At 63.1% G+C, this 13,652-nt stretch carries 13 protein-coding genes; 1 reads left to right on the top strand and 12 read right to left on the bottom strand.

Translation table 11 applies throughout. The features are described 5' to 3' along the window. Window positions 1-3 precede the first annotated feature (3 nt). Window positions 4-828, bottom strand: a complete 825-nt coding sequence (locus OYT13_RS05685; protein WP_017232008.1) for an enoyl-CoA hydratase — start codon at window positions 826-828, stop codon at window positions 4-6. 60 nt (window positions 829-888) lie between these two features. After that, complete coding sequence (locus OYT13_RS05680) at window positions 889-1,812, bottom strand: histone deacetylase family protein (RefSeq protein ID WP_017232007.1); 924 nt, start codon at window positions 1,810-1,812, stop codon at window positions 889-891. A 430-nt stretch (window positions 1,813-2,242) separates the two neighbouring features. Here OYT13_RS05680 and mltB point away from each other — a divergent pair, with 430 nt between their 5' ends. Then, window positions 2,243-3,472, top strand: a complete 1,230-nt coding sequence (gene mltB, locus OYT13_RS05675) for a lytic murein transglycosylase B (protein WP_268567393.1) — start codon at window positions 2,243-2,245, stop codon at window positions 3,470-3,472. Between the two features lie 106 nt (window positions 3,473-3,578). Here mltB and cysM read toward each other — a convergent pair whose 3' ends face one another. The 10 genes from cysM to cmk form a co-directional block, all read right to left on the bottom strand. Next, the gene (gene cysM, locus OYT13_RS05670; RefSeq protein WP_017232004.1) at window positions 3,579-4,481 is read right to left on the bottom strand and encodes a cysteine synthase CysM; all 903 of its coding nucleotides are present in this window, start codon (window positions 4,479-4,481) and stop codon (window positions 3,579-3,581) included. Between the two features lie 118 nt (window positions 4,482-4,599). Continuing rightward, a complete protein-coding gene (locus tag OYT13_RS05665) occupies window positions 4,600-5,283 on the bottom strand; it encodes a ComEA family DNA-binding protein (protein WP_261939034.1) in 684 nt (227 codons plus the stop codon). 175 nt (window positions 5,284-5,458) lie between these two features. Then, entirely contained in the window at window positions 5,459-6,463 is a 1,005-nt protein-coding gene (gene rfaD / locus OYT13_RS05660) for an ADP-glyceromanno-heptose 6-epimerase (protein WP_261939035.1), read from the bottom strand. Next, entirely contained in the window at window positions 6,460-7,449 is a 990-nt protein-coding gene (gene rfaE1 / locus OYT13_RS05655) for a D-glycero-beta-D-manno-heptose-7-phosphate kinase (RefSeq protein WP_017232083.1), read from the bottom strand. The genes rfaD and rfaE1 overlap by 4 nt, the downstream gene beginning before the upstream one ends. A 17-nt stretch (window positions 7,450-7,466) precedes the next feature. After that, the gene (locus OYT13_RS05650; protein WP_261939036.1) at window positions 7,467-8,840 is read right to left on the bottom strand and encodes a UDP-glucose dehydrogenase family protein; all 1,374 of its coding nucleotides are present in this window, start codon (window positions 8,838-8,840) and stop codon (window positions 7,467-7,469) included. 20 nt (window positions 8,841-8,860) lie between these two features. Beyond that, window positions 8,861-10,036 (bottom strand): lipopolysaccharide assembly protein LapB, encoded by a 1,176-nt coding sequence (gene lapB / locus OYT13_RS05645; RefSeq protein WP_017232085.1) that lies wholly within the window; start codon window positions 10,034-10,036, stop codon window positions 8,861-8,863. Window positions 10,037-10,100: 64 nt separating this feature from the next. Further along, entirely contained in the window at window positions 10,101-10,394 is a 294-nt protein-coding gene (locus OYT13_RS05640; protein WP_017232086.1) for a LapA family protein, read from the bottom strand. Window positions 10,395-10,634: 240 nt separating this feature from the next. Next, window positions 10,635-10,928 carry an integration host factor subunit beta gene (locus tag OYT13_RS05635; protein WP_017232087.1) on the bottom strand — a complete coding sequence of 98 codons (294 nt, stop codon included), beginning with the start codon at window positions 10,926-10,928 and terminating at the stop codon, window positions 10,635-10,637. Between the two features lie 12 nt (window positions 10,929-10,940). Next, window positions 10,941-12,644 (bottom strand): 30S ribosomal protein S1, encoded by a 1,704-nt coding sequence (gene rpsA / locus OYT13_RS05630; protein WP_017232088.1) that lies wholly within the window; start codon window positions 12,642-12,644, stop codon window positions 10,941-10,943. A gap of 114 nt (window positions 12,645-12,758) precedes the next feature. Further along, a complete protein-coding gene (gene cmk, locus OYT13_RS05625; protein ID WP_017232089.1) occupies window positions 12,759-13,454 on the bottom strand; it encodes a (d)CMP kinase in 696 nt (231 codons plus the stop codon). Window positions 13,455-13,652 lie beyond the last annotated feature (198 nt).

Below are 13,652 nucleotides of genomic sequence, written 5' to 3'. Positions count from 1 at the left end.
TCGTCAGTCGGGCCGCTTCGCCCAGTCGGGGGCGCGCTTCTCGATGAACGCTTGCACCCCTTCCAGCGCACAGTCGTCCATCATGTTGCAGGCCATCGTCTGCCCCGCCATCTGATAAGCGGCCTCGATGCCGGTCTCGACCTGCCGGTAGAACAACCCCTTGCCCGCTGCCACCGCCGCGGCGGGCTTCGCCAGGATCGAACGGCATAGCGCCGCCACTTCCGCGTCAAGCCGCTCCATTGCCACCACACGATTGACGAGACCGCGCTCGCGGGCCGTCTGCGCGTCGATGAAATCGCCCGTGAGCAGCATCTCCATCGCCTGCTTGCGCGAGAGATTGCGCGAGAGGGCCACACCCGGCGTCGCGCAGAAAAGGCCGACGTTGATGCCGGAGACAGCGAAGCGCGCCGCCGACGTCGCCACCGCCAGATCGCACATCGCAACCAGTTGACATCCCGCCGCCGTTGCAATGCCATGCACGCGGGCAATGACCGGCTGCGGCATGCGCTGCATCGTCAGCATCACACGCGTGCATTGATTGAACAGCGCGCGGTAGCTGTCGAGCGACGGTTCGGCGCGCATTTCCTTGAGATCGTGTCCGGCACAGAACGCCGGACCGGCGGCCGCCAGCACAACCACGCGCGCGCTGGCATCGCGCTGCGTGTCGTCGAGCGCACGTTGCAGCGCGTCGAGCATCGCTATCGAGAGGGCGTTGAATTGACGCGGGCGATTCAGCGTCAGCGTGACCACACCGGCCAGCTCGCCTTCACCTCGTGTGACGAGAACAAGCGGCTCAGGCGTCGCTGTCGTCGCTTCGGATGCGGTCATGGTCTCTCTCCCGTACCGCGTCGTTTCGCGCGGCATCGCACAGTCGTCAAGCGCGAATTATCAAACGTCGGCGAGCACTTTCAGGTGCGCCACGACACTGCGTCCGAGCGCCGAAAGGTTGTAGCCGCCCTCCAGGCAGCTCACAATGCGCCCCTTCGCATGACGATCCGCCACCGCTTTCACGCGTTCGGTGATCCACGCGAAGTCCGCCTCGGTCAGACCGAGATTGCCGAGGTCATCTTCGCGGTGCGCGTCGAAGCCCGCCGAGAAGAAGATCATCTCCGGACGGAACGCGTCGAGTTGACCCAGCCAGCCGTAGTCGATCGCCTCACGGACCTGCATGCCCGAGGTACGCGCGGCGATCGGAATGTTGAGCATGTTCGGTGCCGGATCGACCGCGCCCGAAAACGGGTAGAAAGGGTGCTGAAAAATGCCGCACATCAGCACGCGTTCATCGTTGCCGAACGCGGCTTCCGTTCCGTTGCCGTGATGCACGTCGAAGTCGACGATCGCCACCCGCGAGAGTCCGTGCACTTCGAGCGCGTGCGCCGCAGCGATCGCCACGTTATTGAACAGACAAAAACCCATGGCGCGCGTAGGCGTGGCGTGATGGCCCGGCGGGCGAACGCTGCAAAACGCGTTGTCGAGCTCGCCGCGCAGCACGGCATCGGTCGCCGCAATCGCCGCACCGGCCGCACGCGTGGCCGCACGCCACGAGTACGGGTTGAGCAACGTGTCGGGATCGATCGGGAAATAGCCGGACTCGGGGATGTTGTCGCGAATGAAGTCGATGTGATCCTGCGTGTGCACGAGCCGCAGGCTGGCCTCGTCGGCGGCTGGGGCTTCACGGCGCTCGAGCAGGCCGTCGATGCGTCCTGCGATCAATTGGTCCTCGATGGCACGCAGCCGTTCGGGACATTCCGGATGCCACTCGCCCATTTCGTGACGGATGCAATCGGGGTGCGTATAAAACCCGGTAGCCATTCGGTGTGTCGCCTATCGCTTCGAATCGTTATGGTGGGACGGGTGGGGGACGCCCGCCGTGCCGTGCGCCTCGCGTCCGGTAGCGGCCGGGCGGAGCGCGTGGCATGCGATGCCGCACTACACTGGCGCTCGCTTGCCGATGGCCGGCATCCCCCATGAGTCCTGTCACGGACAGTGCTCAGGCCTTAAGGTATCACAGCTGCACTCGGTTATACTGCCAAGCAGTCTCCCAGCAGACCCGTGTCAGCCGGCAAGGGCCGTTCACCTGAATTTCGGGACGGCGGGAACCGGCATGAATGGTTGATGCTCTCGTTATCGGCGCGTCTCGGATCACTGACGCACGCCCTGACGAACGCGTCAACGCGACTAACGCGACGGCGGCCAAGGTGGCTGCGTTGCCTTCGGACTTCATACAGGCCTGACAGACAGCATGACATCACCGGTACGGATGTACGATTCGCTCTCGCCGGCGCACACGCGCCCGCCCCATCGACCGGACACTGACCGCCCTCGCGCGGCTGCCCTGCGCAAACGTGCCGACACCCCCTCCCTCTCGCCACTGTTGCGGCTCGCGCAGGCGTTCCGCGTGGCGCTTTGCGTCGGCACGTTCGCGTTGACGTCTGCCGGCGTGCACGCGCAAACACGCGCCAAGCCGATCGCAAAGGCGGAATTCGAGGAAGAGGTCGTACCGCAACGCTATGCGGCGAACCCCGAGGTCGACGCGTTCATCAACGACCTCGTGGCGCGCGACGGATTCGATCGCGCCGAGCTGCAAAATGTCTTCTCGCGCGTGGTGTTCTCGCAGACGGCGGCGCGTCTGGCGGCACCGCCCGCCACGCCCGGCCAGAAGAACTGGACACGGTACGAGCGGAATTTTCTCGATAACACGCGCATCAACGGCGGCGTGCGTTTCTGGAACCAGAATGCGGCGGCACTCGCGCGCGCGGCGAAACAATATGGGGTGCCCGAGGAGATCATCGTCGCGATCATCGGCGTCGAGACCATTTACGGGCGCAACATGGGCAACTTCCGCACCATCGATGCGCTCACCACGCTGGCGTTCGACTATCCGCCCGCCCGCAACCGGTCGGAGCGCATGGCGCTGTTTCGCAACGAGCTGGAAAACCTGTTGCTCTACGCGCGCGAGCGCGGGGTCGATCCGTTCGGCATCTACGGTTCGTACGCGGGCGCCATCGGCATTCCGCAGTTCATGCCGTCATCGATCCGCAACTACGCCGTCGATTACACCGGCGACGGCAAGATCAACCTCACGAACGATGTGGCCGACGCCATCGGCAGCGTCGCCAATTTTCTCAAGCAGCACGGCTGGCAGGCGAAACAACCGGTCGTCTGGAATATCGCCGGGGATCGCGGCAGTCAGGGGTTGGCCGAAGCCGGGGCAGACGGGCAACCTGAGCCGCATTGGAAGCTCGGCGACTTCATCAAGGCAGGCATGCTGATGAACGAGCCGCGGCTCGATGTCGGGGCATCGCTCGACACGCCGGTGCTCATCGTCGATCTGCCTACGCCGGGACAAGCCACCGAATACCGCATGGGTCTGACGAACTTCTACGTGCTCACGCGTTACAACCGTAGCTTCTTCTACGCGATGTCGGTGTACGATCTTGCCGACGCGATCAAGGCAGCGCGCGCTCCGTAAGACAGGATGCCGAGCCGCACTCGCCATGCAAAACGGGACCCACTGGGTCCCGTTGTTCATGATGCGAGGCATCCCGTCACGTGCGCGTGACCGGCACCGCGGCGCATTACGCCGGGAACACCCCGGTCGACAAATAACGATCGCCGCGATCGCACACCACGAACACGATCGTGGCATTCTCGACTTCATGCGCCAGATTCAATGCAATCTGGCAGGCGCCCGCAGCTGAGATGCCGCAGAAAATTCCCTCTTCCGCCGCAAGACGGCGCGCCATGATTTCCGCTTCCGCCTGCGTCACGGGGATGGTGCGATCCACACGTGCCCGATCGAAGATCTTCGGCAGGTAGGCTTCCGGCCACTTTCGAATGCCCGGGATGCGCGAGCCTTCGGCGGGTTCGGCGCCGATGATCTGCACCGCGTCGCTCTGCTCTTTCAGATACTGCGATACGCCCATGATCGTGCCCGTCGTACCCATTGCGGAGACAAAGTGGGTGACGCGCCCTTCGGTATCGCGCCAGATCTCCGGACCGGTGCTCTCGTAGTGCGCGAGCGGGTTGTCCGGGTTGGCGAACTGGTCGAGGATGATGCCGCGTCCGTCGCGCTGCATCTGCTCGGCGAGATCGCGGGCGTATTCCATGCCCCCCTTGACTGGTGTCAGGATGATCTCAGCGCCATACGCACCCATGCTCTGACGGCGCTCGATGGAGAGATCTTCCGGCATGACGAGGACCATCTTGTAGCCGCGAACGGCCGCAGCCATCGCCAGCGCAATGCCGGTATTGCCGGACGTGGCTTCAATCAGCGTATCGCCGGGCTTGATGCGGCCGCGCAATTCGGCGTGCTTGATCATCGACAGCGCCGGACGGTCTTTCACCGACCCCGCCGGGTTGTTGCCCTCGAGCTTGCCGAGAATCACGTTGTTGCGGCGACGGATTTCGTCGTCGGGCAAACGCATCAGTTGTACCAGCGGCGTATTGCCGATGGTGTCTTCGATAGTCTTGTAGGCCATTGCGCTAAGCTGTTTCGGTCGGGAATCGGAACATTCTAATCCACCGGCCATGTCCGCGCTCAGGGGAGGGATTTCGGCCGGACATCGCAATGGCGATGCCCGGCCGCCCGTCGGGGCGTCAGAGCTTCGGTGCGCTAGCCGCCGACGGAGCCTTGGCCTTCTTGGATTTGGAGGGCTTTGCCGGGGCTGCGGCGGGCGCGGCCGCCGGCGCCGATGCCGCGGCAGGGGCCGCGCCCGCCTTGGCCGCCTTGGCATCCTTCGACTTCTTCGACCGGGTCGCCTTCGCGTCCGATGCGCCTGCGGCCGATGCCGCCACCGGAGCCGGCGTCGAGCGCTTGGCCGACATAGTCGCCGCACCTGGCGCCGCAGGCTTCATCGTCGAACCGGCGGCAGGCGTCGGCACAGGCGTCTTTTGAGTCGTCGTCGATGGGACAGGCGCCGCCGGCGTCATGGGCTTGGCGGTCGTCGCAGGTGCCACAGGCGTTTGCGCGGCAGGCGGCATCGGTTTGGCCGGTGCCGCAGGCGCCGCGGCCCCACCCTGCCCGTTGATCGTCATGCCTTCGGACTGAAGCGTGGTCACGGACTTGGCGCCCAGCCCCTTGACGCGTTTGGCAACGTCCGCCGCATCCTTGTAAGGGCCGTGGGCGTTACGCTCGTCGACGATGGCTTTGGATTTGACCGGCCCAATGCCCTTGAGCGATTCGAGCTGCGCCTGGTCGGCGGTATTGATGTCGACGGCAGCCATGGCCAGGCCGCACAGGGTGAAAAAGGCAACAACCGCCAGCAAGAACTTGCGAAGCATGATCTGTTCCTTATGAAGTCACTCGGGCCGATATCGCGGATATCGTGGACATCCTCGACACCCCGATTATGGCTTAACGTCCAGGAACGGCTACGGATGACATCGCACGCCCACAACATCAAACAAAACGGGGAGCCAGTGGGCTCCCCGTCCGTCTTGCGCTGTGACTCGCCATTTACTGCGCGAGCAACCAGCGCACGTACCGCGAGACGCCCTCACCCACCGTGTAGAAAGGCTGCTGATAACCACCCGATTGACGAAGATGATCAATGTTCGCCTGCGTAAAGCATTGGTACTTGCCGCGCAGCGCGTCGGGGAACGGGATGTACTCCACGAGTCCCTGCTTGACCAGTTCGTCGAGCGACAGCGCCGACTCCCCCGCTTCGGCGCGAAGCGTGTTGATCACGGCAACGGCGATATCGTTGAACGGCTGGGCACGGCCCGTGCCGAGGTTGAAGATGCCGCTTCGCTCAGGATGGTCGAAAAAGTGCAGGTTCACCTTCACCACGTCTTCCACCGACACAAAGTCGCGGCTTTGCGTACCGGCAGCGTAGCCGTTGTATTCACCGAAGAGCTTCACCCGACCATTGGCGCGGAATTCGTTGAAGTTGTGGAACGCGACCGAGGCCATACGCCCCTTGTGCGCCTCACGCGCGCCATAGACGTTGAAGTAGCGAAAACCGGCCACCTGACTCGGAAGCTTGCCGCCGGCCTCGCGCATCGCCCGACGCACGATCTGGTCGAACAGAAACTTCGAGTAACCGTAGACGTTGAGCGGTTTCTCGAATTCCCGTGCTTCCACAAACGTTTCCGACGCACCGTACGTCGCCGCAGACGAGGCGTAGAGGAACGGCACGGTCTGCGCCTGGCACGCTTCGAACAACGCACGCGTATAACGGAAGTTGTTCTCCATCATGTAGCGGCCGTCGGTCTCCATGGTGTCGGAGCAGGCGCCTTCGTGGAAAATCGCGCGCACACGGCCGAATTCACGACGCTGGAAGCGCGCGACGAAGTCGGTCTTGTCGAGGTAATCGCTGATCTCACAGTCGACCAGGTTGCGGAACTTGTCGGCGCGCGTGAGGTTGTCGACTGCCACGATGTTGGTTTCGCCGCGCTCGTTGAGGGCTTTGACGAGGTTGGCGCCAATGAATCCCGCGGCACCGGTCACGATGATGGTCATGTCAGTTCGGAAAAGAGTTCGGTGTAGTCCACAGTCGCCGTACCCAGCTTGCCGACGACAATACTGCCCGCGCGATTGGCGAGCACAACGGCCTGCGCGAGCGGCAGACCCGCAGAAAGCGATGCGGCGAGCGTTGCGATCACAGTGTCGCCCGCGCCTGAAACATCATACACTTCGCGTGCCTGCGCCGGCACGTGCAGCGCGCCGCTCGCGGTGAAGAGCGTCATGCCTTCTTCCGAACGCGTGAGCAACAGCGCCTCGAGATCAAGCGACTCACGCAGCGTCTGCGCGCGGGCTGTCAGGTCGTCTTCCGAGCGCCATTCGCCCACGACTTGCTGCAATTCAGAGCGGTTCGGCGTCAGGATGCTGGCGCCGCGATATCGCTCGTAATCACTGCCCTTCGGGTCCACGAGTACCATTTTGCCTGCGGCGCGCGCCGCTTCGATCATCGGCTGCACATGCGTCAGGCCGCCCTTGGCGTAATCCGAGAGCAGCACGACGTCGTAGCTGTCGAGCAGTTGACGATACTGATCAAGCACCGCCAGCAGCACTTCCCGGGCCGGCTGGTTCTCGAAATCGATGCGCAGCAATTGCTGCTGACGCGACACGATGCGCAGCTTGATCGTCGTCGCCAGATCGGCGTCGCGGGTCACAAAGGCCGTCACACCGCTCTCGTCGAGCAGGTCGACGACGCGCTCGCCCGGTTCGTCTTCCCCCAGCACGCAAAGCAGCCCGGCCTGCGCCCCCAGCGACGCGGCGTTGAGCGCCACGTTCGCCGCACCGCCCAGCCGTTCTTCGTTGCGCTTGACGTGCACCACCGGCACCGGCGCTTCCGGGGAAATGCGATTGACGTCGCCGAACCAGTAGCGATCGAGCATCACGTCGCCGACGATCAGCACGCGCGCGCGACCGAACGCCGCGCGAGGCACGGTGGGCACGCCGGGTGCCTGCACCGTGCGCGTGAGCGAAGTTGCCGTCAAAGTCATCTGACGCTCCTCGTGACTCAGGCCGACTCGTGCAACCCACGGCCGATGCCGTGGTACTCGATGCCCAGCTCCTTCATGGCGTCCGGTTCGTACAGATTCCGGCCGTCGAAAATCAGCGGCAGCGAAAGCGCCGCCTTCACCCGCGCGAAGTCCGGGCTGCGGAACGCCTTCCATTCCGTGACGATGACGAGCGCGTCGGCGCCCGTCAGCGTGTCGTTCTGCGTCGCACAGAATTCGATGCGGGCGTGCGCCTCGGCATCGTCTGCAAAGTCGAGCGCGACCACGCGGCGCGCTTCGTCGAGCGCCACCGGATCGTAAGCGCGCACCCGGGCGCCACGACGCACCAGCTCGGCGATGACGCGGCGGCTCGGGGCTTCGCGCATGTCGTCGGTATTCGGCTTGAACGCCAGCCCCCACAAGGCGAACGTCTTGTTCGACAGATCGTCGCCGAGGCGGTTGACAATCTTGTCGATCAGCACGGCCTTTTGCGTTTCATTGACGGCTTCCACTGCGTTGAGAATGCGCAACGGCAGGCCATAGTCCTCGGCGGTGCGCACGAGCGCCTGGACGTCCTTCGGGAAGCACGAGCCACCGTAGCCGCAGCCGGAGTACAGGAAGTGGTAGCCGATACGCGGGTCCGAACCAATGCCCTTGCGCACGTCTTCGATATCCACGCCGACGCGATCGGCCAGATTGGCCATCTCGTTCATAAACGAGATGCGCGTGGCGAGCATGGCGTTTGCCGCGTACTTGGTAAATTCCGCCGAGCGCACGTCCATGTACAGGGTGCGCTCGTGGTTGCGGTTGAACGGTGAATACAGGCGCTTCATCATCGCGCGCGCCTGTTGGCCGTCGGTGTCGCCGTCCACACCGATCACGATACGATCCGGGCGCATGAAATCGTCAACGGCCGCCCCTTCCTTCAGGAATTCGGGGTTCGAAACGACGGAGAACGACACGTTTTCGCCACGCTTGCCGAGTTCGTCAGCCACCGCAGCACGCACCTTGTCGGCCGTACCGACCGGCACGGTCGATTTATCGACGATGACCTTGAAGCTCTTGGCGTAGCGGCCGATGTTGCGCGCCGCGGCCACGACATATTGAAGGTCGGCCGAGCCATCTTCGTCCGGGGGCGTGCCCACCGCGATGAACTGAACGTCGCCATGGGCGACCGAGGCTTCGACATCGGTCGAAAATTGAAGGCGGCCAGCGGCGCGATTGCGCGCGATGACTTCCTGCAGGCCGGGTTCGTGAATCGGCACGCCGCCGTTGTTCAGGATTTCGATCTTGCGCGGATCGACGTCGAGGCAGAACACGTCGTTGCCGACGTCCGCCAGGCACGCCCCAGTGACGAGGCCGACGTATCCGGAGCCGATGATAGTGATCTTCATAATTTGCGAGTTGAGAAAAATTAGGAGGCCGCCGGCACGTCGACACGTCGCGGCGTATAGGTCTCCCAGCCGTTACAGCCGGGGCATTGCCAATAAAACAATCGCGCTCGGAAGCCGCACTGGTCGCAGACATACCGGGGCAACGACTTGGTACGCTGCGTGATGAGCTTGCCCATGAGTTGCAGGTCCGACTGCGTGTCGCCGTGCGCCGTGGCGGCATGGGCTTCGAGCAGGCGCACCATGCCGGGCGCGCTCGGCGCGCGGTGCATCTGTTCGCGCATGAGCTTGAGCGCCGCTTCCGGGCCTTCGAGGGCAATCGACTGCTCGTAGACGATCTCCAGCAGATCGTCCGACGGATTCTTGCGCAGCCCATCGCTCAGCACGGCGAGCCCTTCTTTCGCCCGGCCCAATGCCTCATACGCCCGCATCAGGCGCTTGGCCGCCAGGCCGAGGTACACCGGATTCTGCTGCTCGATGGTGCGAAGCACGCGCAACGCGCCTTCGGCGTCGCCCGCAGCGAGCAGCATGTCGCCGCGCAGCAGCGGCGCACGCACGTTGGCGGGATTGACCGCGAGCGCAGCGTCCAGCGCTTGCGTAACGGCGTCGGCGTCCTTGCGTTGCAGCGCTTCCTGCGCCAGCTCGCAGTGGAACTGCGCGATCTCCTTGCGGTACGACACGGCAGGGTCGAGGTCACTCAGCGCCTCGGCCTCGGTCAGCGCCTTATGCCATTCCTTCTCGATCTGATAGATCGTGAGCTTTGCATGTTGCGCTGCCTTGGCATAAGCCCCAGTGTGCAGTCGGCCGAACGCCTCTTCGGCACGGTCTAGCAACCCCGCCTTGAGAAAATCGTGGCCGAGTTCGTAGAGCGCGTGCTCATGATCGGCTGACGGCAGGTCATGGCGCGAGAGCAGGTTCTGGTGCACACGAATGGCGCGCTCCGTCTCGCCGCGACGACGGAACAGACTACCCAGCGCGAAGTGCAGCTCGGTGGTCTCGGGATCAAGCTTGGCGACTTCGATGAAGGCATCGATCGCCTTGTCGGGCTGCTCGTTGAGCAGGAAGTTCAGACCGCGAAAGTAGGACGCCGGCAGATTACGGCTCTCGGAGAGCAAGCTGCGCAGATCCAGGCGTGCAGCCACCCAGCCGCAGCCAAAAATCACGGGGATGGCCAATAGCCACCAGACCTCGAATTCCATGAATGCGTGTTGTCGTTGAAACAGTCGATGAAGAGGGCGAGCGTCGCGCGCCGTGTCGCCCGAATTAGACCGGCGGTAGCATCGGCGGTTGATCCCCCGCCTCGGGGTCGCGTTGTGCACGGGCCAGATCGCGCCGCGTGCGGCGTAGCTCCAGGCGCTGACGCATCAGGCTCGGCAATGTCGCGAGCACGCCGATGACGCCACCGACCACGAAAAACGCCAGGCCGATCATGATGAGCGGTGCCGTCCACGTATGCCCCAGGAAAAGGTTCAACGTGACTTCGCCCGTGTTGGCGAGCGCGAGACACAGCAACACCACAAACACGATGAGACGAACGATCCAAACAATCAGCTTCATGCCGAAAGGCTCCTGCGGCAGGGTTGCCGTATGTTTTGCGACTTGAGCGGCCACGGGCCACGGCGTCGATGCCGCCGACGCACCCGGGCCGGCACGTGGCCGTATTGTACCGGATGTGCTCCGTCAGGCGCCGTTACTGCAGCAAGCTTCACGTTGGCGTCAGTGGCCCGCACGTCTTGCCGCCAAATGCAAAAAAAGCGCCCGAAGGCGCTTTTCTCGCGTAGTAGATCCCAAAGGGCCTTATTGGTCCGACGCCTTGTGATCAACCCGCTCTCGCAACTCCTTGCCGGGCTTGAAGTGCGGCACGAATTTCTCCGGCACCATCACTTTCTCACCCGACTTCGGATTGCGGCCGACACGCGGTGGCCGACGGTTGAGCCCGAAGCTACCGAAACCGCGGATCTCGATTCGATGACCGCGCGCAAGCGCGTCTGCCATCGCATCGAGAATGGTCTTCACCGCGAAATCGGCATCCTTGAGCACCAACTGGGGAAACCGCGCCGCCAACTGGTTGACCAATTCAGACTTGGTCATAGGCCTTGGACCTTACTGATTCTGGCTGTCCAGCTTGGCTTTGAGCAGGGCACCCAGATTCGTGGTGCCGCTCGCTGCCGAGCTATCCGACGACATCTTGCTGATCGCTTCTTGCTGTTCAGCCGAATCCTTCGCCTTGATCGACAGGTTGATGTTGCGCGACTTGCGATCGATGTTGACGATCATTGCATTGACGGCTTCACCTTCCTTGAGCACGTTGCGGGCATCTTCCACACGGTCGTGCGAAATTTCCGAAGCGCGCAGGTAACCTTCGACGTCTTCACCCAGCGACACGACGGCACCCTTCGGGTCGACCGCCTTGATGGTACCGTCAACGATCGAGCCCTTGTCGTGAATGGCCACGAACGAGTTGAACGGATCGCCTTCGAGCTGCTTGATGCCCAACGAGATGCGTTCCTTCTCGACGTCGATGCCCAGAACCACGGCTTCGACTTCGTCGCCCTTCTTGTACTTGCGCACGGCGTCTTCGCCGGTTTCGCTCCACGACAGGTCCGACAGGTGAACCAGGCCATCGATGCCGCCCGGCAGACCAATGAACACGCCGAAGTCGGTGATCGACTTGATGCCGCCCTTGATCTTGTCGCCCTTCTTGAAGTTGCGCGAGAAGTCGTCCCACGGGTTCGCCTTGCACTGCTTCATGCCCAGGCTGATACGACGACGGTCTTCGTCGATCTCGAGCACCATGACTTCGACTTCGTCGCCCAGCTGGACAACCTTGGTCGGTGCAACGTTCTTGTTGGTCCAGTCCATTTCCGACACGTGAACCAGGCCTTCGATGCCCGATTCCACTTCGACGAATGCGCCGTAGTCGGTAATGTTGGTGACCTTGCCGAACAGGCGGGTGCCTTGCGGGTAGCGGCGAGCAATGCCTTCCCACGGATCGTCGCCGAGTTGCTTGACGCCCAGCGAGACACGGCCCTTCTCTTGATCGAACTTGAGGATCTTGGCGGTGACTTCCTGGCCAACCGACAGCACTTCGCTCGGGTGACGCACACGACGCCAGGCGATGTCGGTGATGTGCAGCAGGCCGTCGATACCGCCGAGGTCGACGAATGCGCCGTAGTCGGTGATGTTCTTGACCACGCCCTTGACGATCGCGCCTTCCTTGAGCGTCTCGAGCAGCTTGGCGCGCTCTTCACCCTGGGTGGCTTCGATCACGGCACGACGCGAGAGCACAACGTTGTTGCGCTTGCGATCGAGCTTGATCACACGGAATTCGAGGGTCTTGCCTTCGTACGGGGTCGTGTCCTTGACCGGACGCGTGTCCACCAGCGAGCCCGGCAGGAATGCGCGGATGCCGTTGACCATGACGGTCAGGCCGCCCTTGACCTTGCCGGTAATCGTGCCGGTCACGAGCTCGCCCGATTCGAGGGCCTTTTCCAGTTGCAGCCACGAGGCCAGACGCTTGGCCTTGTCGCGCGACAGCACGGTGTCGCCGTAGCCGTTTTCCAGGGCGTCGATCGCCACGGAAACAAAATCGCCGGCCTGAACTTCGACCTCGCCCTGATCATTCAGGAATTCTTCGATAGGGATGTACGCTTCGGACTTGAGCCCGGCGTTGACGACCACAAAGTTGTGGTCAACCCGAACGACTTCTGCGCTGATGACTTCACCAGCACGCATGTCTTGACGGGAGAGCGACTCTTCGAAGAGTGCCGCGAATGATTCGTTAGTCGAGGTTTGCAGGTCGGACATAAATGTGGATTACGCCGCTGACGTCCGTCACCCGAAGGGGGGGTTGACGATCACGCACAACGGTTGGGTTAAAGGTTGACAAAGCCACGACGGGTGACTGCATGAAACACCCTGTCAGGCGCCTTGCGGATACTGCACCTGCGCGAACCATTCGAGCACCTGGGCCACCGCCTGATCGACGTTCAGCCCCGACGTGTCGAGTACCCGCGCACCCTCTGCTGGCCGTAGGGGCGCTTCGGCACGGGTACGATCCCGCGCATCGCGCGCCTCAAGATCCAGCATCAGACTGTCTATGTTAGCAGAAAATCCTTTTTCTATCAATTGCTTATAACGCCTCTCGGCGCGCGCCTGCGGTGTGGCCGTCAAAAACACCTTCAGATCGGCCTCCGGGAAGATCACCGTGCCCATGTCGCGACCGTCCGCAACGAGGCCTGGCGCGGTCTTGAAGGCCCGCTGAAGCGACACGAGCGCGTGACGGACCGCCTTGTGCACGGCGATGCTCGATGCCCGGTTGCCGATCGCCTCGGCGCGTATCGCGTCGGTGACGTCCTCCCCGGCCAGCCAGATGCGCTGCTCCTTGAACCGCACATCGAGCGTCTCTGCGAGCACCGTCAGCGCCCCGACGTCGTCCGGATCGATCCCGTGCCGGGCGCTCGCCAGCGCCGTCAGCCGGTACAGCGCCCCACTGTCGAGATAGTGAAAGCCCAATGCATCGGCCACACGGTGTGCCACCGTCCCTTTGCCGGATGCCGTTGGGCCATCCACCGTAATGACCGGAATCGAGTCGTCCACCATCGTGAAATCAGGCATCCCTTCGTCTCTGTGTGTTCAAAACATCAAAAAATGAAATCTCGCGCGCAAATAGTAATGATTACCATTTTTGCGCAGGCACCATTGGCGCGTCCCGAAAACTCGGCCGCCGCGCAAGATCGCGATTATCCCTTAGCCAGTCCGAATGGGGGGTCTCTACGCACGGCAGGGCGACATGCCCCGTGGCTCGCACCGATG

The organism is Pandoraea sp. XJJ-1 (assembly GCF_026802345.1).
Lineage (GTDB): Bacteria > Pseudomonadota > Gammaproteobacteria > Burkholderiales > Burkholderiaceae > Pandoraea > Pandoraea cepalis.
This window is presented reverse-complemented; position numbering and strand designations above follow the sequence as displayed.